This is a genomic window from Bradyrhizobium sp. 61 (assembly GCF_023073075.1).
Taxonomy (GTDB): domain Bacteria; phylum Pseudomonadota; class Alphaproteobacteria; order Rhizobiales; family Xanthobacteraceae; genus Bradyrhizobium; species Bradyrhizobium barranii.
This window is the reverse complement of the sequence record NZ_JADPIU010000097.1, coordinates 26,878-50,959: the sequence shown is the minus strand read 5'-3', so window position 1 is coordinate 50,959 and position 24,082 is coordinate 26,878. Positions and strand designations below refer to the sequence as shown.

The following is a 24,082-nucleotide window of genomic DNA, read 5'->3' as shown; positions in this document are numbered from 1 at the left end:
TTCGCGGCAGACAGGATTTTGGTGTGAGCGATTTCGACCAGATGGGAATTGTCGTCGACTGGGTGGACGCCTGCCGGAAGGGCGACCTCGCGACGCTCCTCGATCTCTATGCGGACGACGCCCGGGTCGAATGCATGTGCAACGGCAAGCGACATTATCGCGGGCGGCGCGAGCTCGAAACCTATTGGGGACCGCGGCTCAGCACCTTCTCGTCGGCAGGCTTCGGTCTTGAGGAGATCAATCCAGTGCCGCATGGCATCGATCTCGAATATTCCGTCGCGGGCTCGCTGCGTATCCACGCCTCGTTTCGCTTCAGTCCCGAAGGCAAGATCTACAGCACCCTGTGCGAGCCGGCGCGGCAGTCCCCGCATGCCGATGGTGTGTGCTAGCCGGCCGCCGGCGCGTCTCGCGCCGTCTCGACCGGCAGGCGGCAGCGCACATAGGTTCGCTCGTCTGCACGCAGCAGTGACAGCGATCCGCTGAGCGCGCGTACGCGCTCGTGCATGCCCGTGAGGCCGCGGCCGAAGACGTTGTCGGCGGGAAAGCCGCCGCCGTCGTCGGAGATCTCAATCGTGAGCACCTCGCCGGCAATGGTCGCCAGCACATGGGCGTTGTTCGCCCCGGCGTGGCGCAGCACGTTCGTCAGCGCCTCCTGGATCAAGCGATAGACGGTTTGGGCCAGCGGTCGGTCGATCTCGTTCAGACCAGGATCGATCGTGGCCGTCAGGCTGATATGCGGCGCCTGTCTGCGAAAGTTCTGGAGCAGCGTCTGCACGCTGGTCTCGAGCCCCAATTCCTCGATGTAGAGCGGCCGCAGCCGGTCGAGGATGCGGCGGTTGGTCTGCTGGAGCGCCTCGACAGAGCGCATCACCTCCTGCGCCGGGTTGCCGAGATTTCCCGAGGTCTCGCTCAGCGCGATCGTGCTGGCGCGGATGCCGAACAATAGCGGTCCGAGCTCGTCGTGCAGCTCGCGCGCGAGATCGCGCCGCTCGTCGTCCTGGAGCGACACCAGGCGGTGCAGCAGGTCGCGATTATCCTGACTCAATTGCGCGAGCGTCATCGCCAGCGCATTGGCTTCCTCGCAGCTCTGCCGGATCTCCTGCGGTCCTGCGACCGGGATAGGCGTTGCATAATCGCCGCGCCGGATTCGCGTGAGGCCTGCGCCGAGATCTTGCAGGGGACGCAGCACCGATCCCGCAAAGAGATAGGCAATGGTCCCAGTCAGCATCATCAGCACGGCGATGAGGCTCGTCAGCGCCAGGAAGCCGATCCATTTCTCGAACAGATCGGCTGACAGGTCCGGCATGAACACGATGTCGCCGACACGCCTGCCGTCGATGATGACGGGAGATGCGGCGTCCATCTCCGGGATGGCGATCAGGTCCACGAACCAATGCGGCACGCCATGCAGATCACGCAGGCTGTCCTTTGGAGAGGGGGCGGGACCTGCTTCCACTGAACGGAATTGAATATCCGAGGAGTTGTCCAAAGAATGGACAAATGCATCGAGTATCTTCCGCGGGTCGTCCGAGGCCTTCAGGCTGTTGTTGAGTGCCTCGGCGACCGTCCGGGTCGAGCGTCGGCCCGGCTCATTCTCGTCGGCAAGCTGCCCCGCCGCGAAGCTCTGGAGCAGCACGCCGCCCATGACCAGCGCGGCAAGGAAGCTCAAGCCGAGCGGAAGAAACAATTGTGTTCTGAATGAGAGCCGCTGCCACATTAGGTCAATTCTAACGCGCATTGGCGGGATTTGCTCTTTCCATTTGTTCCCGTCGGTCTATGAGTCGAAAAACAAGAGAGCGCGCGATGCAAGATACCGCCAAGCCGGCGACCCGAGTTCTGATCGTCGACGACCATCCCGTGGTGCTGTCAGGATGCCGCACCCTTTTCGCGTCCGACCACTCGATCCGTATCGACGAGGCGACCGACGCCAAATCCGGGCATCGCGCCTATATCAGCAAGCGGCCCGACGTCACCGTCATCGACATCAGCCTGCCCGACGTCTCCGGCTTCGAGCTGATGCGGCGGATCCGCAAGGACGACCCTGATGCCAAGATCATCATGTTCAGCATGAACGACGATCCGGCCTTCGTGGTGCGGGCGGTCGAGCTTGGCGCGCAGGGATATGTCTCCAAGGGCGACGATCCCCGGATTCTGCTCAAGGCGGTGCGCAAGGTGGTCGCCGGCGACAATTTCATCTCGCCGCAGCTCGCGGAGGCGGTCACGTTCTCCGGTGCGGCGATCAAGGCCAATCCGGCCTCGCAGATGACGCCGCGGGAGCTCGAAATTCTCCGCCTGCTTGGCCGTGGCGACAAGATCGTCGAGGTCGCCGAGGCGCTCGGCATCTCCTACAAGACGGTCGCCAACACCACGTCCCTGCTCAAGCAGAAGCTCGGCGCCAAGAACCATTCCGACCTGATCAGGATCGCGGTGGAAATCGGGATGAGCTGACGCCCCGGGGCACTGGCGGCCCGGGGGCACCGGCGGCGCACTGGCGCCCGGCACCGAACCGGCTGCTCCAGGATGCAGCCGGTCCGGCCGGGCGGATAGGGTCTCGGCGCGTAGCCGGGCAATGCATGGACCGCGCCGACACCATCCGCCGACACAATGGGCCGGCGTGATATTCGTTCCTGAACCACCCGAAATTACGGGAAAAAGAAGCAATGGCGCGCGGGCGCTCGCAGGAATGCCTTTGCGAAACGCGAACCGCGCCGGGAAAAATAGGAACATTTTCTTGCCCCCGCCGTTTTGGCTCTTGACGATTTCGTGACGGGCGCCGAGAACTTGGCCGACAGTTCTGGCGGGCCGGCAACCCGCACGAGGCAAACCGGGTCTGCACATATCAACGACAGACCTTCCAAGAGAGGGCTGCGGCATCGCCGCAGCCCTTTTTCGTTGAGCGGGGCACAGGCGGGAAGCGGTTTCCCGATGCCGCAAAACACTTTATGGTGGCGCAACGCCTCTGGCCGTTAACAAGTAGTTTCATGAAATCAAAGGCTTATGGATCTGGCTCAAGGCCGGCCGGCCTTTGGAGGGCAGTTTGACTCGCTATATCTCGACCCGGGGCGAGGCCCCAGAACTCGGCTTCTGTGACGTGATGCTGACTGGGCTTGCCCGTGACGGCGGCCTGTATGTGCCGGTGACGTGGCCGCAGCTCTCGACCGAGGCCATCGCTGGCTTCTTCGGCCGCCCCTATTGGGAGGTCGCAGTCGACGTGATCCGTCCGTTCGCCGGCGGCGAGATTTCGGATGCCGAGCTCGGCCGCATGGCGAACGAGGCCTATGCCACCTTCCGCCATCCGGCGGTGGTGCCGCTGCGCCAGATGACGCCGCATCAATTCGTGCTGGAGCTGTTCCACGGCCCGACGCTCGCCTTCAAGGACGTGGCGATGCAGCTGATCTCGCGGCTGATGGACCACGTGCTCGCCAAGCGCGGCCAGCGCACCACCATCGTGGTCGCGACCTCGGGCGACACCGGTGGCGCGGCGGTCGATGCGTTTGCGGGACTCGAGAATGTCGATCTCATCGTGCTGTTTCCGAACGGCCGCATCTCCGATGTGCAGCGGCGGATGATGACGACGACGGGCGCGGCCAACGTCCATGCGCTCGCCATCGAGGGCAATTTCGACGACTGCCAGGCGCTCGTGAAGGGGATGTTCAACAACCATCGCTTCCGCGATGCGACCTCGCTCTCCGGCGTCAACTCCATCAACTGGGCGCGTATCGTCGCCCAGGTGGTCTACTACTTCACCTCCGCCGTCGCCGCCGGCGCGCCGGCACGCACGGTGGATTTCGTCGTGCCGACCGGAAATTTCGGCGACATCTTTGCCGGTTATGTCGCCAAGCGGATGGGGCTGCCGGTGCGCACGCTGCGCATCGCCGCCAACGTCAACGACATTCTGGCGCGCACGCTCAAGACCGGGATCTACGAGGTGCGCGAGGTGCACGCCACCGCGTCGCCATCGATGGACATCCAGATCTCCTCGAATTTCGAGCGGCTGCTGTTCGAGGCCGGCCGGCGCGATGCGGCCGGCGTGCGCCGTCTGATGGACTCGCTGAAGCAGTCGGGGCGCTTCGTGTTGCCTGACGCGATGCTGGCCGCAATCCGTGAAGAATTCGACGCCGGCCGGGCCGATGAGACCGAAACCGCAGCCGCGATCCGCGCCGCCTGGCGCGAGGCGGGCGAGCTGGTCGATCCCCATACCGCGGTGGCGCTCGCGGTCGCCGACCGCGACACCACCGATACGACGGTGCCCAGCATCGTGCTCTCCACCGCCCATCCGGCCAAATTCCCCGATGCGGTCGAGGCAGCCTGCGGCCAGCGGCCGCAATTGCCCGCCTGGCTCGACGGTCTCATGACCAAATCCGAACACATGAAGGTGATGAAGAACGATCAGGCCGAGGTCGAGCGGTTCGTGCTGTCGGTCAGCCGGGCCGCAAAACAGGGAGTTGCCGGATGAGTGTTGAGATGTCCAAGCTTGCCTCCGGCCTGACCGTCGTCACCGACGAGATGCCCCATCTCGAGACCGCGGCGCTCGGCGTCTGGGCCGGTGTTGGCGGGCGCGACGAGAAGCCGAACGAGCACGGCATCTCGCATCTGCTCGAGCACATGGCCTTCAAGGGCACGACCAAGCGCTCCTCGCGCGAGATCGTCGAGGAGATCGAGGCGGTCGGCGGCGACCTCAATGCCGGCACCTCGACCGAGACCACGTCCTATTATGCGCGGGTGCTGAAGGCCGACGTGCCGCTCGCGCTCGACGTACTCGCCGACATCCTCGCCAATCCCGCTTTCGAGCCGGACGAGCTCGAGCGCGAGAAGAACGTCATCGTGCAGGAGATCGGTGCCGCGCAGGACACGCCCGACGACGTCGTGTTCGAGCATCTCAACGAGCTCTGCTATCCCGACCAGCCGATGGGCCGCTCGCTGCTCGGCACCGCCAAGACCCTGCGCGCCTTCAACCGCGACATGCTGCGCGGCTATCTCTCGACGCATTATCGCGGCCCCGACATGGTGGTGGCGGCAGCCGGCGCGGTCAATCACAAGCAGGTCGTCGCCGAGGTCGAGAAGCGCTTTGCGAGTTTCGAGGGAACGCCGGGTCCGAAGCCGCAAGCCGCCCAGTTCGGCAAGGGCGGCGCCAAGGTGGTGCATCGCGAGCTCGAGCAGGCGCATCTGACGCTGGCGCTGGAAGGCGTGCCGCAGAGCGATCTGTCGTTATTCTCGCTCCAGGTCTTCACCAACATCCTCGGCGGCGGGATGTCGTCGCGGCTGTTCCAGGAGGTGCGCGAGAAGCGCGGCCTCTGCTACTCCATCTACTCGTTCCACGCGCCCTACACCGACACGGGCTTCTTCGGCCTCTACACCGGCACCGATCCGGCCGACGCGCCGGAGATGATGGAGGTCGTGGTCGACATCATGAATGATTCGGTGGAGACGCTGACCGAGGCCGAGATCGCGCGGGCCAAGGCGCAGATGAAGGCGGGCCTCCTGATGGCGCTGGAGAGCTGCTCGTCCCGCGCCGAGCAGCTGGCCCGGCATGTGCTGGCCTATGGCCGGCCGCAGACGGTCGAGGAACTGGTGGCCCGGATCGACGCCGTCAGCGTCGAATCAACCCGGGATGCCGCGCGTGCGCTGCTTTCGCGGAGCCGCCCTGCAGTTGTCGCATTGGGCAGTGGCAGGGGTCTGGACACGGCGGTATCTTTTGCGGAAGGATTGACCCGGGCACGTGCCAAGGCGCGGCTACATTAGGAGCCGCGCACGGGCTGATCTGCCCCGGGAAGCATCACCATGGCCCTGTTTCGCCTGCCATCCAGTGGACCCGCCGCCCTCGCGCCGCGCGGCAACGGCCTGTTGCTGCGCGCGCCGCAGATGTCGGACTTCATACAGTGGGCACATTTGCGCGAGTCCAGCCGCGACTACCTGACGCCCTGGGAGCCGATCTGGCCGTCGGATGACCTGACCCGGTCCGGCTTCCGCCGCCGCCTGCGGCGCTATTCCGAGGACATCGCCGCGGACCGGTCCTATCCCTTTCTGATCTTCCGTGAGCTCGATGGCGCCATGGTCGGCGGCATCACGCTCGCCAATGTCCGCCGCGGCATCGTCCAGGCCGGCACCATCGGCTATTGGGTCGGCAAGCCTCATGCCCATCGCGGCTACATGACGGCGGCGCTCCGGGTGCTGCTGCCGACGCTGTTCGGCGAGCTCAATCTGCACCGGGTCGAGGCCGCCTGCATCCCGACCAATGCGCCGTCGATCCGGGTGCTGGAGAAGTGCGGCTTCTCCCGCGAGGGCCTGGCGCGCCGCTATCTCTGCATCAACGGGGTCTGGCAGGACCACCTGCTGTTCGGCCTGCTGCACGAGGATTTCCGCGGCTGAGCTGCCGCTCGTGCTGCCAAAGTCTCCTTGTTTGCTGCCTTGGGTTCGCCGATTTTGGCGATATAAACCGCTGGCCGGCCGGCGATCGGCTGGAAGATGGTCATGGAGTATGGGCGTTGATGGTGAAGAAGCTTCGGTCATCGCGGAATGCGTTGCGGCGGGGGACGGGGATCGCGCTGGCGTTGTCGGTTGCGCTCGCCTCCGTCTCGCCAGTGGCGGCCCAGTCGCTCACCGACCGCTTCAAGAGCCTGTTCGGCGGCAAGTCCGACGAGCCGGCCCAGCCCAAGCCGGCGCCCGCGCCCGGCCAGCCGGCGGCCGATGACGACGTCGATTGTCCGCAGGTCACGGTGCGCGCCGGGGCCTCGACCTACGCGGTCGGCGCCGCCGGCAAGCCGGCCGTCGGCAATGAGATCCGCTTCCAGGCCACGATCACCAAGATGGCGCGTGAATGTACCCGGAATGGCGGCGATATCACGGCCCGGATCGGCATCCAGGGCCGTGTCATCGCCGGTCCCGCCGGTGCGCCTGCGACCGTCGAGGTGCCCTTGCGCATTGCCGTGGTGCAGGGCGGCGTCGGCGAGAAGGTGATCGCCTCGAAGGCGTACCGGACCACGGTCGAGATGTCGGAGGGCGGCAGCGTGCCCTTCACCTTCATCGCCGAGGATCTGGCCTATCCGGTGCCCTCGGCCAAGATCGCCGATTCCTACATCTTCTATGTCGGCTTCGACCCGCAGGCGCTCTCGCCCGAGCCGAAGGCAAGGCCGAAGAAGAAATAGCTTCGCTGTCATGCCCCGCGAAGGCGGGGCATCCAGTACGCCGCGGCTTCTCCGTATCCCATTGCTGTCTCTGGAATACTGGATCACCCGCCTTCGCGGGTGATGACACCTGATTTGCGGCTACAGGCCTGCCCAACAAAAAAGCCGGCGCTCGCGCGCCGGCTTTTTGATTGGTGAGGGCAAAGCCCCTCAGTTCAGCTTCTGCCGAACCTCGTTGATGCCCTTGGCGAGCAGGTCATCGGCGACCTGGCCCTTGACCGACTGCGACAGGATCGTGGAGGCGGCCTGGACGGCGGCTTCCGCGGCTGCGGCGCGGACATCGGCCACCGCCTGGGCCTCGGCGAGCGCGATCTTGCTCTCCGCGGTCTTGGTGCGGCGGGCGACGAAGTCTTCCATCTTCGCCTTGGCCTCGGTCGCGATGCGCTCGGCTTCGGACTTGGCGTTGGCGATGATGTCGGCAGCCTCGCGCTCGGCCGTGGCGCTGCGCGCCTTGTAGTCGGCGAGCACCTTGGCCGCTTCCTGCTTGAGGCGCGTCGCGTCGTCGAGCTCGGCCTTGATGCGGTCGGCGCGGTGGTCGAGCGCAGTCGTCACCTTCTTGAAGACCCCGAGATAGCCGAACAGGACCATCAGGATCACGAAGGCGATGGCGACCCAGGTTTCAGGATCGAAGAACATATCGACTAACCCTTCAAGGACGCGTCAACGGCAGTGCTGACCGAGGCTGCGTCCGGAACGATACCGGTGAGCTGCTGCACGATCTGGCCTGCCGCATCGGCCGCGATGCCGCGGACGTTGCTCATGGCCGTCGTGCGGGTCGAGGCGATGGTTTTTTCCGCCTCGGCGAGCTTGACCGCCAGTTGCTCTTCAAGCGCCTTGCGCTCGGCTTCCGCCTGCGCATTCGCCTTGTCGCGGGATTCGTTGCCGATCGCCTGCGCGCGCGAACGTGCCGAAGCAAGCTCACCCTCATAGGCCTTCAGCGCCGCGTCGGACTGGTCCTTCAGCTTCTGCGCTTCGGCGAGGTCACCCTCGATCTTGTTTTGACGTGCCTCGATCGCACCGCCGACGCGCGGCAGAGCGAGCTTGGACACGATCACGTAAAGCGCGACGAAGAAGATCGCGAGTGACACCAGCTGTGAAGCATAGGTGCCGCTCTCGAAAGGCGGAAAACCGCCACCGTGACCGCCTTCGGACTCGGTGTGGGCGCCCGCCGCCGGACTTTTCGCCCCGCCATGACTCTCAGCCATGGATTACTCCTGTTGCCGTCATGCGCGCCGCTTCGGTCGAAGCGGCGCGAAACATCGTCCTCAGAGCGGAACGAACAGCAGCAGCAGCGCGATCAGCAGCGAGAAAATGCCAAGCGCTTCGGTCACGGCGAAGCCGAAGATCAGGTTGCCGAACTGGCCCTGAGCGGCCGACGGATTGCGAACGGCTGCGGCAAGGTAGTTGCCGAAGATCACGCCCACGCCGACGCCCGCGCCGCCCATGCCGATGCATGCGATGCCCGCGCCGATAAGTTTTGCTGCTGCCGGATCCATTTTAGACTCCTTGGAAGAAAGATTGGGTTGTGGGTGGAAATTCCCCGGACCGCTCAGTGTCCCGGATGAATGGCGTCGTTCAGGTAGATGCAGGTCAGGATCGCAAACACATAGGCCTGCAGGAACGCGACCAGAATCTCGAGAGCGTACAGCGCGACCGTGAGCGCCAGCGGCAGCACGCCGCCGACCCAGCCGAGCGCGCCGAGCGAGAAGCCGAGCATGGCGACGAAGCCCGCGAAAACCTTGAGCGCGATGTGGCCGGCCAGCATGTTGGCGAACAGACGGACGCTGTGGGAGACCGGCCGCAGGAAGAACGACAGGATCTCGATGAACATCACCAGCGGCAGGATGTAGCCGGGGACGCCGTGAGGCACGAAGATCGAGAAGAATTTCAGGCCGTTCTTGGCAACGCCGTAGATCAGCACGGTGAAGAAGACCAAAAGCGCGAGCGCGGCCGTCACGATCAGATGGCTCGAGATCGTGAAGGTATAGGGGATGATGCCGACCAGGTTCGAGACGCAGATGAACATGAACAGCGAGAAGATCAGCGGGAAGAACTTCATGCCTTCCGCGCCGGCCGTCGAACGGATGGTCGAGGCGACGAATTCGTAGGAGATCTCGGCGACCGACTGGAGGCGCCCGGGAACCAGCTGCGTGCCACTGGCAAGCATCAGGAACGAGATGATCGCCACCGCCACCAGCATGTAGAGCGACGAATTGGTGAAGGCGATCGTGTGATTGCCGATATGGCCCAGGGTGAAGAGAGGCTCGATGTTGAACTGGTGGATCGGGTCGATTTTCATCAGCGCGGCATCTCTTGGTCTGCCGGGCAATGCCGGCGGGTCTCGGTCTGCCGGCCGGGCCGGCCCGTACCGGCATGGCCGGCACGATCATTCCTCTGTTGGTGCGGATCGCTTAAGAATCACCGCGCCTGTTTTGACCCGCGCCTGCCGTTCTCACCACATTCACCACGCCGGCCACGAAGCCCAGCAGCAGGAACACGATAAATCCGAAAGGCGACGTCGACAGCAAGCGGTCGAAACCCCAGCCAATCCCCGCTCCGACAACGACCCCGGCGACCAACTCGGAGGATAACCGGAAACCAAGCGCCATCGCCGAAGCTCTGGCCGCTCTGTCTTCACCGTCACCTGCGGGTTGCTCGGTCTTGATTCGTCGGTCCCGGAATTCGGACAACCGCTGATCAAGATTTCCGAGCCGTTCGGAAAGCGCAGCTTCCTCGGACGATCTATCGCGATCCCCATTCTCGCCGTGTCCCGTGCCCTGTGTCATGCAACGAAGACCCGAAACGCCGCGGCTGAATGGAAATTACGCCCGCCACCCTCAAAAGCCGCGCGGACCATACTGATGGCCCATAATCAAGTCAAGCCAAGTCACGATTGCGTCGCGTTCTATTATCTATCTGATTTACTTGATGATATTGGCGCGCGCGGCAACGCTGCACACAGCGTGACGCCGCACCGCAGCAGCTCTCTTCATGATCGGCGAATACGACCACCATTTCGTCCTGCTGGCGGGATCAAAGGGATTGCCGCGATCGTTGATATCGGTGGCGCGTTTTGGGCGGCAGATCGCCTCGCCGGGGTGTAGAATTGAAGAGAAGCCACAGAAGCGCCATGGCGGAGAGCGCGATGAGACCAGCAAATTCATCCACAGCATCATGGCTTGCAGCGGCGGTATTCGCCGCGATGATGACCATCGGCGGCGGCCTCGTTGCCGCACAGTCCGCGCCCGACAGCGAAAACGGCCGCTACAGCATGACGCCTATCCCCGAGGGCGTGCTGCGGCTCGACACCCGCACCGGCACGGTATCGACCTGCACCAAGAACGGCGCGGGCTGGGCCTGTTACGCGGTGCCCGACGAACGCACCGCGCTCGACTCCGAGATCGGCCGGCTCCAGGCCGAAGTCGAGAAGCTGAAGGGGCAGATCGCGGCGGGGCCGACCGTGTCAGGCAAGATCGACGAGGCGATGCCGAAATCCGATCCGCTCAAGAAGGACCCGAAGGTCGCCGAGGGGGACCGCAAGATCGAGATTCCGCTGCCCAGCGACCAGGATGTCGATCGGGTGATGTCGTTCCTGGAAAAGGCCTGGCGCCGGCTGATCGACATGGCCAACCGCGTGCAGAAGGACGTCTCGGGGAAGATTTGAGGACCTCTTCGCGCTATCCATGCGTTGAGCTGCCGTAGGGTGGGCAAAGGCGTTCTTACGCCGTGCCCACCATGTTTCCACCGTGACGTAAGAAGACGTGGGCACGTCGCTACGCGCCTTTGCCCACCCTACGGCGGCATTCCGAGTTGAGAGATCTTTCATGACATCAGGCAAATCCGTCACGCGCTCGGCGCCATCGTCGGTGCAAGCCACCACCGTCGCATCGTCACTGCTGACCGTGCAGACGCCCGGCCGCGGCTTCACGGATCTCACCAGCGAAGCCGCGAAGTTCATCAATGAGGTTCAGGCGCGCGATGGCGCGCTGACGCTGTTCATCCGGCACACCTCGGCTTCGCTGACGATCCAGGAGAACGCCGATCCGTCCGTGCTCGTCGATCTCACCACGTCGCTGTCCAGGCTCGCGCCTGAAAACGGCGGCTGGACGCACGACACCGAGGGACCGGACGACATGCCGGCGCATATCAAGACGATGCTAACCGGGGCCTCGCTTCAGGTCCCGGTCTTGAACGGCAAGCTCGCGCTCGGCACCTGGCAGGCGATCTACCTGATCGAGCATCGCGCCCGCCCGCACCGGCGCGAGGTGGTGCTGCAATTCATGGGTAGCAATCAGTAGAGCGTTTTCGAGCGAAGTGGATACCGGTTCGCGTATGGAAAACGCGTCAAAATAATGAATCCAGGGCCCCGTTCCGATTCCATCGGAACGGGGCCCTAGGGCTGAAAACAAAACCGGCCGCGGAGACCGCGGCCGGTTCGTATTGTCGATCGCTGCTGTCGATCAGGTCGCCTTGATGTCGACGTCCTTGGTCTCGGGCAGGAAGAAGAAGCCGATCACGACGGTAATCGATGCGAAGATGACCGGATACCAGAGACCCGCATAGATATCGCCGGTCGAGGCCACGATGGCGAACGCGGTCGCGGGCAGCAGGCCGCCGAACCAGCCGTTACCGATGTGGTAGGGCAGCGACATCGAGGTGTAGCGGATGCGGGTCGGGAACAGTTCGACCAGCATCGCGGCGATCGGGCCGTACACCATGGTGACGAAGATCACCAGGATGAACAGCAGCCCGACGGTCGCGGCCACCTGCGGACGGAAGATGTCGAACGGATGCGACATCTTCACGATGCCCGCATCGCCCGGCTTCGGATAGCCGGCTGCCTGCACTGCGGCGAGCAGCGCGGGATTGCCGTCCTTGGCGTTGGCGTAGGCGATGTCCTTGCCGTTGACCACCACCTTCACGCCGGAGCCGGCCGGGCCGGAAGAGGTCGAGTACTTCACCGACGCGCCCGACAGGTAGGCGCGTGCGGTGTCGCAGGGCGCGCTGAAGACGCGGGTGCCGACCGGGTTGAACAGGTCGCCGCAACCCGCGGGATCCGCCACCACGTCGACCTTGACCGACTCGATCGCCTTTTCCAGCGCCGGGTTGGCGTTGGTGGTGATCATCTTGAAGATCGGGAAGAAGGTCAGCGCGGCGATCAGACAGCCCCCGAGGATGATTGGCTTGCGGCCGATCTTGTCGGAGAGCACGCCGAACACGATGAAGAAGCCGGTGCCGAGCAGCAGCGACCAGGCGATCAGCAGGTTGGCGGTATAGCCGTCGACCTTCAGGATCGATTGCAGGAAGAACAGCGCGTAGAACTGGCCGGTGTACCAGACCACGCCCTGGCCCATCACGCCGCCGAGCAGCGCGAGCAGAACGAGCTTGCCGTTCTGCCAGTTGCCGAAGGCTTCCGTCAGCGGCGCCTTCGAGCTCTTCCCCTCGTCCTTCATCTTCTGGAAGATCGGGGATTCGCTGAGGCGGAGCCGGATCCAGACCGAGATGCCGAGCAGCAGCACCGAGACCAGGAACGGGATGCGCCAGCCCCAGGCCGCGAAATCGGCCTCGCCGATCGCACTGCGGGTGAACAGGATCACCAGCAGCGACAGGAACAGGCCCAGCGTGGCGGTCGTCTGAATGAACGAGGTGTAATAGCCGCGCTTGCCGTTCGGCGCGTGCTCCGCGACATAGGTCGCCGCACCGCCATATTCACCGCCGAGCGCCAGGCCCTGGGCGAGGCGCAGCGCGATCAGGATGATCGGGGCCGCGATGCCGATGGTCGCCGCATTGGGCAGCAGGCCGACGATGAAGGTCGACAGACCCATGATCAGGATGGTGACGAGGAAGGTGTATTTGCGGCCGACGATGTCGCCGACGCGCCCGAACACGATGGCGCCGAACGGACGGACGAGGAAGCCCGCGGCGAAGGCCAGCAGCGCGAAGATGTCGCGGGTTGCCGGCGGATAGGCCGAAAAGAACTGCGCGCCGATGATGCCGGCCAGCGAACCGTAGAGGTAGAAATCGTACCACTCGAAGACGGTACCGAGCGAGGAGGCGAGAATGACGAACCGTTCGTCCTTCGTCATTCCTCCCGCGCCCGCTTGAGACACAGCCATTGTCGACATGTTGAGTCGCTCCCCGAAATGCGTTTCCTCGCGCCCCGGATATCCGGTCATGCCGGATCAACCCAGGTCTTGGCTCCAAGGTAACATCGGCGTGAAACCCGCCCCAATACGACTTTCGGCCTTGCGCACTGACGCGCACCTGACGCCGCGGACCTTTCAATCCGGCACGATAGCGCTCGACCATGGGTTAACCCCGTTCCCGCAAAGGGATAATGCCCACTTGCATGCCACGGCCGGTCGGGAAAGAATTGACCAAGGCCCCGGGCCGGCCTACTGGCCCGGTGTGAATGCCAGCAAGAGAACGATGAGCGCTCCTTCGACCCATCTCGTCATTGCCGATGACCATCCCCTGTTCCGCGACGCGTTGCGGCAAGCGGTGGCGGGCGTCCTGACCTCGGCCAGGATCGACGAGGCCGGATCGTTCGAGGATCTCACCAAGCTGCTGGAACAGACATCCGACGTCGATCTGGTCCTGCTCGACCTCTCGATGCCCGGGATCTCCGGCTTTTCCGGGCTGATCTATCTGCGCGCGCAATACCCGGCCATCCCGGTGGTGATCGTCTCGGCCTCCGACGACAGCGCCACGATTCGCCGTTCGCTCGATTTCGGCGCCTCCGGCTTCATCCCGAAGCGATTCGGCGTCGAGACCTTGCGCGACGCGATCCTCAAGGTGATGGAGGGGGACGTCTGGGTTCCCACCGACACCGATCTATCGGCTGCCGCCGATCCCGACATGACGCGCCTGCGCGACCGCCTGGTGACGCTGACGCCGCAGCAGGTCCGGGTCTTGATGATGCTGTCGGAAGGGCTGCTCAACAAGCAGATCGCCTACGAGCTCGGCGTCTCCGAAGCCACCATCAAGGCGCATGTCTCGGCGATCCTGCAAAAGCTCGGTGTCGAGAGCCGCACCCAGGCGGTGATTGCCGCGGCGAAGATCGCCGGCGGCCAGTGGAAGCAGGGCACCCCGACGGGGTAAGCCGTCGTCGGTGCGCACTGCCGACCTGGGTCACCCCAGGAGCCTTTTGGCGGCCTTGATATCCGCAGTCTCGGAGCCCTCGGCAAAGCCCTCGAGCGCCGACTGCAGCAACCGCTTCGCTTCCTCACACCGGCCACGTTCAGCAAGGAACTCGGTGAGATCGATCGCAGCCCGCAGCTCCCAGGCTTTTGCACCGTTGCGACGGCTCAGTTCCAACGACTGCATCAGGTGGTTTTCGGCCTCTCCACGGTTCGGCTGCGGCAATGACAGCGACACCTTGCCCTTCATGCGCAGCAGCTCGGGCATGTAGAGATGATCGCCGCTTTGCTCGACGAGGCCGATCGCGTCATCGATCAGGCGCGCACTCCGCTCGATCTGCCCAAGCGCCAGCAAGCCATGCACGAGTGCGATGTTGAACGTCGTGGTGAGCAGCTCGTAACCGGCGTCGTGGAGCTCTCGCAGACAGGCCCGTATCGTCTCGACGCCGCCAGCGGCGTCGCCGCGCCGGATCGCCAGCTCGCCTTTGACGCCGCGGCCGACCGCGAGATAAGGGCCCATCGAGCGCGTTTCGGCATGTGCGATGAAGCGGTCGATGTTCTCTTCCGCGCCGTCGAGATCCCCGCTCCAGAGATCGATCGAGACCGCCCAGATCAACGCGATGCAGAGCGTGATCGGATGGTCCATCTGCGCGGCCTCGGTGACCGTCTGCAGCGCCAGTTGCCGCGCAGCCGCCGGTCGGCCCTGCAACCAAAGCTCGCGCGCGAGCGCGATGCCGGCCCGGTTGCGGTGATCGAAGCCGTGGACCGTGCTGATCCGCTCCGTGCCCGGCCCGTGCCAGGCGGCCTCCAGCATGCTCAGTGCGTCGCGATGCTCGCCGGCCAGATGCAAGGAGACACCCAGCAGCGAATGGGCGAGGGCGATGGCGGCGGCATCGCCGAGCGTCTCGGCGACCGTGAGGCTCTGCTGCGCATAACTGCGCGCGGCGTCGAACTGTCCCATCCGCTCGTGGAAGATGTGCATGCGGCCGAGCAGCTGGAGCTGGTTCGGCGCGTCGCCGCGCGCCTCGGCGATCGCCAGGCTCCGGCTCAGGGCGGCACGCGCAGCCTCGCTGCCGCCACGCGTGAACATCAAGGTCAATCCGAGGGCGGCCTGGATGTGCATTTCCTCGGCGCTGCCGCGCGAGGGCGGATCGATCGCAAGCAGCGCCCGTTCCGACCAGCGCCGGCATTCGATCAGCAGCGACATCGCGAGAAAGATCGGAGCCGCCGCGGCGGCGAGCGCAATGCCGATGCCGGCATCGCCGCCCGTGCCGAAGCACCAGTCCAGCGCGGCGCGCACGTTGTGAAGCGCGGAGAAATGGATCGCGCGTTCGTCGGCGCTCGGCACCGTCGCCCATGTCGTGCCGGCCTGCTCCAGCCATCGCCGGTAGTAGGTCGCGTGGCGGGCGGCAAGCGCGGTCTCGTTCGGCTCGATCTCGAGCAGATAGGCGCGCGTCGTGTCGAGCAGACGGTAGCGCATCATGGCGCCGACCGGTCGCGGCGCGACCATCGACTTGGCGACCAGGCTGTCGATGGCATCGAACAGGCGCGAGCGGTCGACGCGCTCGTCCGGCACGATTTCGAGCGCGGCGTCGATGGTGAAGTGACCGGCGAAGACGGCAAGCCGGCGCAGCACGAGGCGCTCGGTGTCGGACAGGAGCCCGTAGCTCCAGTCCAGCGTCGCTTGCAACGTCTTCTGCCGCGGCGGCGCGGTGCGCTGGCCCTGCCAGAGCAGATTGAGGCGTTCGTCGAGCAGTGCGGCCGTCTGCTCCAGGCCGTAGGCTTCGACCCGGCCGGCGGCGAGCTCGATCGCCAGCGCCATGCCGTCGAGCTTGCGGCAGATCCCGGCGACGATCGCGGCATTGGCGTCGTCGAGCGCGATCTGCGCGCCGCCGGCCATGGCACGTTCGAGGAAGAGCTGAAGCGCGGGATAGGTCTGTGCGGCAGCCGCGGTCAGCCCGGGATTGTCAGGCGGAACGGCGAGCGGCGCCAATCGGTAGACCTGCTCGCCCTCGACGCGCAGGGCCTCGCGGCTCGTGGCGAGGATATGGACATGCGGTGCGGCGTGAAAGATTTCTGCTGCCAGCGGCGCCGCGGCGGCGACGACGTGCTCGCAATTGTCGAGGATCAGCAGCATCCGCTTGTCGCCGAGATGCGCGAGCAATGCAGGCAGGGGATCGTCGGTCTGCGCCGGCAAGCCCAGCATCAGCAGAATCGAGGTGATCACGAGATCGGGATCGCTGAGCGCGGCGAGGTCGACGAAATGCGCGGCGTCGGAGAAAGTCTCCAGCAGGTCGTGCGCGATTGCCACCGCAACGGCGGTCTTGCCGACGCCGCCCGGGCCGACGATCGTGACGAAGCGCGAGCCGATGAGCTTGTCGGAGACGGCGGCGACCGCATCGTCGCGCCCGACCATCCGTTGCAGCCGGTTCGGCAGCTTGACGGGCGGCAATTCCGTTCGCTGCGCGGGGCGTCGCTCGGCCGCGATTTCCGCCTTGGAGATCGGCGCCACGAAGCAATAGCCGCGGCCGGAGAGCGTGGTGATGTAGCGGGCGCCGTCCTTGCCGTCGCCGAGCGCCTTGCGCAGGGCTGCGACGTGAAAGCGCAGATTGGCTTCTTCGACGGTCAGGCCGGGCCACACCAGCGCCATCAGATCCCATTTGCTGACGACCTCGTTCGGCCGCGACATCAGCGCAATCAGCGTGTCGAAGGCCTTCGCGCCGAGCGGCAGCGCGACGCCGTCGCGCATCACGAGCCTTTCCTGCGATGTCACGGTGAATGGCCCGAACGATTGGGTTCCCGTTGCGGTGCCGGCCGGCTCGGTCATGGCGAAATGTTGTCCTTTCAAACCGACCGGATAGCCAGATGATCGCAATCCGGCAAGGCCGCACCTGCATCGGCATCAGACCGCTGATGCAGGCCTCGCGGCGGGGCTGCGCGCCGGGGCCTCACAACTTCTCACAAGTCCAAACGGGTGTCCTGCCGCGGCCGCTGCTAGTCAGTTGCGCGACGGCAAGGAGACCTTCATGACGCAAGCGGCAAAACTGCTCTACACGGCCAGGACCCATACCGGCGGCGGACGGCACGACGGCATATCGCGCAGCTCCGACGGCCGCCTCGATGTCAAGCTGTCGCCGCCGGGCGGCACCGGCATCGGCACCAATCCCGAGCAATTGTTCGCGGCCGGCTGGTCGGCCTGCTTCGAAGGCGCGATGGAGATCGCGGCCCGCAAGCGCAAGATCGAGCTTCCCCGGAAATGCGCGATCGATGCGGAGATCGATCTCGTGCTCGACGAGGGCGCCTATTCGCTCAGCGCGCGCCTCAACGTCAGCCTGCCGGGCCTCGATCGCGAGATCGCGCGCGGCATCGTCGATGAGGCGCACCAGACCTGCCCTTATTCCAAGGCCGTCCGCGGCAATATCGACGTCACGGTCGCGCTGATCTGACGAACATCACCAACCATCAACAAGGTAGCACCACCATGAAACAGATCATCGACCAGCACCGCCGCAAATTTTTCGGCGTCGCCGCGGGAACCGTCGCCGTCGGTCTCGGCGTGATCGACCTCGCCCGTGCCGAAACGGACGCGCCGAAGTCGTCCGCATCGAATGCGTCGTTCGGTCCGATCAAGCAGATCGACGCCGGCGTCCTCAATGTCGGCTATGCGGAAGCAGGTCCCTCGAACGGTCCCGTGGCGATCCTGCTGCACGGCTGGCCTTACGACATTCACGCCTTCGTCGATGTCGCGCCGATCCTGGCAAAGGCCGGCTATCGCGTGATCATCCCTTATCTGCGCGGCTACGGCTCGACGCATTTCCTTTCCAGCGAGACGCCGCGCAACGGCGAGCCCGCGGCCATGGCCGTCGACATCATCGCGCTGATGGACAAGCTCGACATCAAGAAGGCGGTTATCGCCGGCTTCGACTGGGGCGCGCGCACCGCCGATATCATCGCTGCGTTGTGGCCGGATCGCTGCCGTGCGCTGGTGTCGGTCAGCGGCTATCTGATCTCGAGCCAGGCCGCGGGCAACGCGCCGCTGCCGCCGTCGGCCGAGCTGCAATGGTGGTACCAGTTCTATTTCGCGACCGAGCGCGGCCGCGCCGGATACGAGAAGTACACGCATGATTTCGCAAAACTGATCTGGAAGCTCGCCTCGCCGCAATGGAAGTTCGACGACGCGACCTTTAGCCAGAGCGCGGCGGCGCTGGACAACAAGGATCATGTCGGCATCACGATCCACAATTACCGCTGGCGGCTCGGGCTTGCCCAGGGCGAAGCGAAATACGAGGAGCTCGAAAAGAAGCTCGCCGCAGCTCCGGTGATCAGCGTCCCGACGATCACCATGGAAGGCGACGCCAACGGTGCGCCGCATCCCGACCCCAGCGCCTATGCCAAGAGGTTCTCAGGCCGGTACGACTTCCGCCTGATCACCGGCGGCATCGGCCACAATCTGCCGCAGGAGGCACCGCAAGCCTTCGCCAAGGCCGTCATCGACGCCGACGGCGCCTGAGCGTTCATTCGATGCCTCGGTCCAGCGCGGCTGGACCGAGGATGCCGCGATCCCAGCATGAAGGAACGTCATGACGTCCATCGAACCTGACAAGAAAAAGCGCTCATATGCGACGGCTCTCACGCTGGCCGCGCTCCTTCTCGTCGTTCTCCTGACTTGCGTGCCCTACCTGGTCTCGATTGCTCTTGCCGAGGGCCCGGCACAAGGCAACACGGCAGACGCCTCGCCGATCTTCGGCGTCACGATTCCTGCTGGTTACAAGCAGTGGGAGCTGATCGCGCCGGCCGAAGAGGCGGCACCGCTCGACGAGCTTCGCGCCGTCGTCGGCAACCAGACCGCGATCGATGCTTATCAGGCCGGAAAACTTCCGTTCCCCGATGGCACCATTCTGGTCAAGCGCGCCTGGAAACGGAAACAGTCGCCGGAATTCGCATCCGCAACGATCCCCGGCGCGGCCACCACGGTGCAGGTGATGGTCAAGGATTCCAGGAAATATGCGTCCACCGGCGGCTGGGGGTTCGGCCGCTTCATCAACGGCAAGCCCGTCGACGAGGCCCAGCACCGCACCTGCTTCGCCTGCCATGACGCCCGCGCGAAGAGCCACGACTACGTCTTCACCCGGCTTGCGCCTTGAGCGGTCAGGAGCCCACCGTGTCAAAGATCTGGTTCATCAGCGGCAGCTCGCGCGGGCTCGGGCGTGCGATCACGGAAGCCGCGCTTGCGGCGGGAGATCGCGTGGCGGCTACGGCCCGGGACACGAAGCCGCTCGAACCGTTGAGTGAGCGCTTTGGCGAGAGGTTGCGACTTGTAACACTCGATGTGACCGACGAGGCGGCCGCGCAAGCGGCCATCAGCCTCGCCGTGGAGGCATTCGGCGGCGTCGATGTGGTCGTGAACAATGCCGGCTATGGCGATCTCGGATCGGTCGAGGACACGAGCCTGGCCTCGTTCCGTCAGCAGATCGAGGTCAATCTGCTCGGCACCATCATCGTCACCAAGGCGGCGATCCCCGTGCTGCGCCGGCAGCGCCGCGGGCATATCGTGCAATTCTCATCCGTCGGCGGACGGATCGGAGCCCCCGCACGCGCGGCCTATTCGGCCGCGAAATGGGGCATCGAGGGCTTTTCGGAATCGCTGGCGCGCGAGATGGCGTTGATCGGCGTGCACGTGACGATCGTCGAACCCGGCGGCTTCCGCACGGGCTTTGCGCAGTCAGCGCATGCGACCGGCGAAGGGCGGGCAGAGTACGATGCCGTCGTTGGCGCGGCCGTCAGGATGCAGCGCGATTACGATGGCCGCCAGCCGGGCGATCCGGCGAAGGCCGCGGCCGTCGTGCTGGAGCTCGTCGACATGGACAGCCCGCCGCTGCGGATCGCGCTCGGCAGCGACGCGGTGAACGCCATCGCGGCGACGGACCGGCAACGCCTCGACGAGCTGGAGAAGTGGCGCGCGCTCAGCGTCTCGACCGACTACTGACCGCGTCTTACTCCGCCGCCACCATCTGCTGCGTGCGCCACTGTCCCAGCAGGGCGCGGAGCGAGGCCGGCTTCACCGGCTTGTTGAGCACCGCGACGTTTTCCTCGCGCGCGGCGACCTGCACTGCGGGGCTACGGTCGGCGGTGATCAGGATCGCGGGGATGCCGTCGCCGAAGCGGCGGCGGATGTCGCGGATGGCGGCAATGCCATTGCCGCGGTCGAGGTGATAATCGACCAGCAGGCCGGTGACGCGGCGGCCCGCGCCTTCGATCGCGGCGATCGCGCCCTCGGGGTCGGCGACCGCGATGACCTCGGCGTCCCAGGCCTTCAGCAGCGTGCGCATGCCGTCGAGGATCGCCGCGTCGTTCTCGATGCAGACGATGAGGGCGCCCGAGATCGGCCTACGCGCCAGCGGCGTCGCGCTGGTGACGGCAGCGGTGTGGGTGATCGCCTTGGCTGTCGGCACTGTCACGGAGAAGACCGAGCCGCCGCTCTTGTTGCCGTCGATGGCGATGCCGTGCTTGAGCACGCGTGCAAGACGCTCGACGATCGAGAGGCCGAGTCCAAGGCCGCGGGCGATCCGCGCGCCCTGTTCGAGGCGGTGGAATTCCTTGAAGATCTCGCCGCGCTTGACGGGGGGGATGCCGACGCCGGTGTCGTAGACGCAGATTTTCAGCGAAGGGCCCTGGCGGCGGCAGCCGACCAGCACGCGTCCGCGCGGGGTGTATTTGATCGCGTTGGAGATCAGGTTCTGGAGCAGGCGCCGCAGCAACAGCCGATCGGACTCGACCGGCAGCGAGCAGGGCACGAAGGCGAGCTCGAGGTTCTTGGCGCGCGCGATCGGCGCAAACTCGATCTCGAGCGAGCGCATCAAATCGGCCATCTTGAAGCTCGAAATCGAGGTCGTCATCGCGCCGGCGTCCAGCCGCGATATGTCGAGCAGTGCGCCGAGGATCTCCTCGATCGCCTGGAGCGATTCGTCGATGTTCTCGACCAGCCGCGTCTCCTCGCCGCTGTGCTGGCGTTCGACCAGGCTGGTGACATAGAGCCGCGCCGCGTTCAGCGGCTGGAGGATGTCGTGGCTGGCCGCCGCCAGGAAGCGCGTCTTGGAGATGCTGGCGTCCTCGGCCGCGCTCTTGGCCAGCGCCAGCTCGGAATTCAGCCGGGTCAGCTCCTCGGTGCGGTCGCGCACGCGCTTTTCGAGCGTCGCGTTGGCGCGCTCCAGCGCTTCGGCGGCCTCGAACGTCGGCGTGACGTCGGTGAAGGTGATGACGAAGCCGCCGCCGGGCATGCGGTTGGTCAAGATCTCGATCACCATGTGGCGGTCGGGCAGGCGCTCGAGATAGGGCTCGCTGTCGGTGGTGTAAGCCGCGAGTCGCCGCTCCAGCATGGCTTCGCGCTCGACCGGATTGTCCGGTTCGCTCACACCCATGAATTCCAGGATTTCACGCAATGGCGTGCCGAACTGGATGAAATGCGGCGGCACGTTCAGGAGATCGCCGAACTGCCGGTTGGAGCAGATCAGCTGCAGATCGGCGTCGAACACGGCGATGCCCTGGCGGACATGGTTGAGCGCGGTCTGGAGGATCTCGCGATTGAAATGCAGCGCGGCGTGGGAATCGTCGAGCAGTTTCAGCGCCGCCTTCGCCGAGACCGTCCGCTTGCGCAGCAGCAGCGACATCACGAGCCGCGAGGAGGCTGCGCCGATCGAAGAGGCGATCAGGTGCTCGGCGTGCTGCAGCAGTTCGAAATCGGCGGGCGCACCGGATTCCAGGCGCACATTGCGCCGCACCGAAAATGCCTCGAAGGAGTGCCGGGCGCGGTCGGGCCCGAGATATTGCGCGACCGTGGTCTGGATGTCCTGCACCGTGACGGTGGTGCGCCAGCGGCGGAAGTTCGGGGAGATCGGCGCGAGCGTGTTGGGTACGAACAGATCGGCTTGCACCAGCTCGATCGAGGACGGCCGCCGCGCCAGCGACAGCAGCACATAGGTCAGGATGTTGAGCGACAGCGACCAGATTACGCCGTGCATCAGCGGCGGCAGGTCGGCGCCGAACAGCGCCTGCGGGCGCAGCGCCTCGATCCCGAACGGGCCGTGCTGGAGCAGCAGGATGCCCGCCGTCGAGGAATCCATGAAGCTCGGGATGAACAGCGTGTAGAGCCACACCGCGAAGCCGACCAGCATGCCGCCGATAGCGCCGCGCGCGGTGGCGCGCCGCCACAGCAGCCCGCCGAAGAAGCTTGGCGCGAGCTGGGCGATGGCGGCAAAGGAGAGCAGGCCGATCGCCGCAAGCTGGGTGTTGCCGAGCGCGCGGTAGTAGAAATAGGCCATCACCATGATGGCGAAGATCGCAAGCCGGCGCGAGCGCAGCAGGAAGTCGCTGAAATCGGCGCCGCCGGTGCGCCCCTCCGGCCGCCGCTGCAGCACCAATGGCACCACGAGGTCGTTCGAGACCATGATGGAGAGCGCGACGCATTCGACGATCACCATCGCGGTCGCCGCCGACAGCCCCCCGACGAAGACGGCGACGCTGAGAAGTCCCGCGCCGCCCTCCATCGGCAGCGCCAGCACATACATGTCCGGTTCGACCGCGCCGAACGGAAAGGTGACGAGGCCGGCGAGCGCGATCGGGATCACGAACAAATTGATGGCGACGAGATAGAACGGGAACAGCCAGCGCGCGCGGCTGACCTCGGCATCCGAGGAGTTTTCGACCACGCTGACGTGGAACTGGCGGGGCAGCAGCATGATCGCGCAGAGCGACAGCAGCGTCATGGTGAGGAAGTTGCCGATCGACGGCGAATAGTTGATGGCGCGCACCGCCTCCGGCGTCCTCATCGCGCGCTCGATCAATTCGTGTGGCGAGAACATCCAGAAGGTGACGAAGATGCCGGCGGCAAGGAAGGCGATCAGCTTGATGATGGATTCGGTTGCGACCGCCAGCATCAGTCCGTGCTGGTGCTCGGTGGCGTCGGTCTGCCGCGTGCCGAACAGCACGGCGAAGGCGGCCATCGCCAGCGTCACCATCAGCGCCATGTCGCCGAGGATCGGGATGTGGGAGAACGCCTGGTCCTCGCTCAGGATCGTTTCGAGCGAGGAGGCGACCGCCTTGAGCTGGAGAGCGATGTAGGGCACCGAGCCGATGATCGCGATCAGCGCCACCGTTGCCGCCACAGCCTGGCTCTTGCCGTAGCGCGCGCCGATGAAGTCGGCGATCGAGGTGATGTTGTGCGCCTTCGCGAGCTGGATCACGCGGCGCAGGACACCCGCGCCGAGCCCGATCATCAGGATCGGACCGACATAGATGGCTAGGAAGTCGGTCGAGGCGCGGGTGGCGAAGCCGACCGAGCCGAAGAAGGTCCAGGAGGTGCAATAGATCGCGAGCGACAGCGGATAGATCAGCCCGGACGCGCGGCCGCGCCCGGCCGGCGAGCGGCGGTCGCCGTGGCTCGCCACCAGGAACAGGAAGCCGATATAGCCGAAGGCGGCAGCGATCACGCCCCAGTCGTGCAGCATGGCGAGCGCGCTTCTCCCTGGGCGCGAGGGCGCCCGAACTCATTTTCCCTGCAAATCTAGCGCGTTGGGCGGGCGCAAGCGACAGCGAAATGCCCTACCGGGGCGGGAATTGGGGTTGTCGTTAAGGTGGTGCGGGCGGGCACCGGCACTTACCCTCCCCTGGAGGGGGAGGCTCGATCGCGCGAAGCGCGAGCGGGGTGGGGTGATCTTTCCACACGAGCAGCGTCGGAGGTGGAGAGACTGTCACCCCACCCCG

23 protein-coding genes are annotated in these 24,082 nt (G+C 65.4%); 14 read left to right on the top strand and 9 right to left on the bottom strand.

From position 1 onward, the window contains the following. Positions 1–23: 23 nt before the first annotated feature. The gene (locus tag IVB46_RS38880; RefSeq protein WP_063980769.1) at positions 24–389 is read left to right on the top strand and encodes a nuclear transport factor 2 family protein; all 366 of its coding nucleotides are present in this window, start codon (positions 24–26) and stop codon (positions 387–389) included. On the opposite strand, the gene IVB46_RS38875 is transcribed toward IVB46_RS38880, so the two are convergent. Then, positions 386–1,717 carry a histidine kinase gene (locus IVB46_RS38875; RefSeq protein ID WP_247316315.1) on the bottom strand — a complete coding sequence of 444 codons (1,332 nt, stop codon included), beginning with the start codon at positions 1,715–1,717 and terminating at the stop codon, positions 386–388. The genes IVB46_RS38880 and IVB46_RS38875 overlap by 4 nt on opposite strands. Positions 1,718–1,803: 86 nt before the next feature. Here IVB46_RS38875 and IVB46_RS38870 point away from each other — a divergent pair, with 86 nt between their 5' ends. The 5 genes from IVB46_RS38870 (at position 1,804) to IVB46_RS38850 (ending at position 7,145) form a co-directional block, all read left to right on the top strand. Then, entirely contained in the window at positions 1,804–2,448 is a 645-nt protein-coding gene (locus tag IVB46_RS38870; RefSeq protein WP_014498503.1) for a response regulator transcription factor, read from the top strand. Between the two features lie 589 nt (positions 2,449–3,037). Then, positions 3,038–4,456, top strand: a complete 1,419-nt coding sequence (gene thrC / locus IVB46_RS38865; protein WP_247316314.1) for a threonine synthase — start codon at positions 3,038–3,040, stop codon at positions 4,454–4,456. After that, positions 4,453–5,742: a pitrilysin family protein gene (locus IVB46_RS38860; RefSeq protein ID WP_028148714.1), complete on the top strand. Its 1,290-nt coding sequence runs from the start codon at positions 4,453–4,455 to the stop codon at positions 5,740–5,742. The genes thrC and IVB46_RS38860 overlap by 4 nt, the downstream gene beginning before the upstream one ends. A 39-nt stretch (positions 5,743–5,781) precedes the next feature. Continuing rightward, positions 5,782–6,369 (top strand): GNAT family protein, encoded by a 588-nt coding sequence (locus IVB46_RS38855; protein ID WP_014498500.1) that lies wholly within the window; start codon positions 5,782–5,784, stop codon positions 6,367–6,369. Between the two features lie 119 nt (positions 6,370–6,488). Next, entirely contained in the window at positions 6,489–7,145 is a 657-nt protein-coding gene (locus IVB46_RS38850) for a hypothetical protein (RefSeq protein WP_247316313.1), read from the top strand. Positions 7,146–7,334: 189 nt separating this feature from the next. On the opposite strand, the gene IVB46_RS38845 is transcribed toward IVB46_RS38850, so the two are convergent. The 5 genes from IVB46_RS38845 to IVB46_RS38825 all read right to left on the bottom strand — a co-directional run bounded on the left by IVB46_RS38845 (position 7,335) and on the right by IVB46_RS38825 (position 9,970). Next, on the bottom strand, positions 7,335–7,820 hold the full coding sequence (locus tag IVB46_RS38845; RefSeq protein ID WP_085402617.1) for an ATP F0F1 synthase subunit B: 486 nt from the start codon (positions 7,818–7,820) through the stop codon (positions 7,335–7,337). A 5-nt stretch (positions 7,821–7,825) separates the two neighbouring features. Continuing rightward, on the bottom strand, positions 7,826–8,389 hold the full coding sequence (locus tag IVB46_RS38840) for a F0F1 ATP synthase subunit B' (RefSeq protein ID WP_085402616.1): 564 nt from the start codon (positions 8,387–8,389) through the stop codon (positions 7,826–7,828). 60 nt (positions 8,390–8,449) lie between these two features. Then, positions 8,450–8,680 (bottom strand): F0F1 ATP synthase subunit C, encoded by a 231-nt coding sequence (locus IVB46_RS38835; RefSeq protein ID WP_007599451.1) that lies wholly within the window; start codon positions 8,678–8,680, stop codon positions 8,450–8,452. Between the two features lie 53 nt (positions 8,681–8,733). Next, positions 8,734–9,483, bottom strand: a complete 750-nt coding sequence (locus IVB46_RS38830; RefSeq protein ID WP_071916889.1) for a F0F1 ATP synthase subunit A — start codon at positions 9,481–9,483, stop codon at positions 8,734–8,736. A gap of 112 nt (positions 9,484–9,595) precedes the next feature. Further along, positions 9,596–9,970: an AtpZ/AtpI family protein gene (locus IVB46_RS38825; RefSeq protein WP_063980777.1), complete on the bottom strand. Its 375-nt coding sequence runs from the start codon at positions 9,968–9,970 to the stop codon at positions 9,596–9,598. Between the two features lie 75 nt (positions 9,971–10,045). On the opposite strand from IVB46_RS38825, the gene IVB46_RS38820 reads away from it, so the two are divergent. The 3 genes from IVB46_RS38820 (at position 10,046) to IVB46_RS38810 (ending at position 11,482) form a co-directional block, all read left to right on the top strand. Beyond that, on the top strand, positions 10,046–10,288 hold the full coding sequence (locus IVB46_RS38820; protein WP_247316312.1) for a hypothetical protein: 243 nt from the start codon (positions 10,046–10,048) through the stop codon (positions 10,286–10,288). Between the two features lie 41 nt (positions 10,289–10,329). Further along, on the top strand, positions 10,330–10,848 hold the full coding sequence (locus IVB46_RS38815; protein ID WP_247316311.1) for a hypothetical protein: 519 nt from the start codon (positions 10,330–10,332) through the stop codon (positions 10,846–10,848). 160 nt (positions 10,849–11,008) lie between these two features. Then, positions 11,009–11,482: a secondary thiamine-phosphate synthase enzyme YjbQ gene (locus IVB46_RS38810; protein WP_247316310.1), complete on the top strand. Its 474-nt coding sequence runs from the start codon at positions 11,009–11,011 to the stop codon at positions 11,480–11,482. A gap of 162 nt (positions 11,483–11,644) precedes the next feature. On the opposite strand, the gene IVB46_RS38805 is transcribed toward IVB46_RS38810, so the two are convergent. Next, positions 11,645–13,270 (bottom strand): MFS transporter, encoded by a 1,626-nt coding sequence (locus tag IVB46_RS38805; RefSeq protein WP_175627402.1) that lies wholly within the window; start codon positions 13,268–13,270, stop codon positions 11,645–11,647. 343 nt (positions 13,271–13,613) lie between these two features. Here IVB46_RS38805 and IVB46_RS38800 point away from each other — a divergent pair, with 343 nt between their 5' ends. Continuing rightward, positions 13,614–14,285: a response regulator transcription factor gene (locus IVB46_RS38800; RefSeq protein WP_071917775.1), complete on the top strand. Its 672-nt coding sequence runs from the start codon at positions 13,614–13,616 to the stop codon at positions 14,283–14,285. A 30-nt stretch (positions 14,286–14,315) separates the two neighbouring features. On the opposite strand, the gene IVB46_RS38795 is transcribed toward IVB46_RS38800, so the two are convergent. Further along, positions 14,316–17,150 (bottom strand): winged helix-turn-helix domain-containing protein, encoded by a 2,835-nt coding sequence (locus IVB46_RS38795; protein WP_247345270.1) that lies wholly within the window; start codon positions 17,148–17,150, stop codon positions 14,316–14,318. A 199-nt stretch (positions 17,151–17,349) separates the two neighbouring features. Here IVB46_RS38795 and IVB46_RS38790 point away from each other — a divergent pair, with 199 nt between their 5' ends. The 4 genes from IVB46_RS38790 (at position 17,350) to IVB46_RS38775 (ending at position 20,309) form a co-directional block, all read left to right on the top strand. After that, positions 17,350–17,769 (top strand): organic hydroperoxide resistance protein, encoded by a 420-nt coding sequence (locus tag IVB46_RS38790; protein WP_166076811.1) that lies wholly within the window; start codon positions 17,350–17,352, stop codon positions 17,767–17,769. 35 nt (positions 17,770–17,804) lie between these two features. Beyond that, entirely contained in the window at positions 17,805–18,833 is a 1,029-nt protein-coding gene (locus IVB46_RS38785; protein ID WP_247316308.1) for an alpha/beta hydrolase, read from the top strand. 70 nt (positions 18,834–18,903) lie between these two features. After that, complete coding sequence (locus IVB46_RS38780) at positions 18,904–19,467, top strand: cytochrome P460 family protein (protein ID WP_247316307.1); 564 nt, start codon at positions 18,904–18,906, stop codon at positions 19,465–19,467. A 17-nt stretch (positions 19,468–19,484) separates the two neighbouring features. Further along, a complete protein-coding gene (locus tag IVB46_RS38775; protein WP_247316306.1) occupies positions 19,485–20,309 on the top strand; it encodes an SDR family NAD(P)-dependent oxidoreductase in 825 nt (274 codons plus the stop codon). A gap of 7 nt (positions 20,310–20,316) precedes the next feature. Here IVB46_RS38775 and IVB46_RS38770 read toward each other — a convergent pair whose 3' ends face one another. After that, the gene (locus tag IVB46_RS38770; protein ID WP_247316305.1) at positions 20,317–23,826 is read right to left on the bottom strand and encodes a PAS domain-containing hybrid sensor histidine kinase/response regulator; all 3,510 of its coding nucleotides are present in this window, start codon (positions 23,824–23,826) and stop codon (positions 20,317–20,319) included. Positions 23,827–24,082 lie beyond the last annotated feature (256 nt).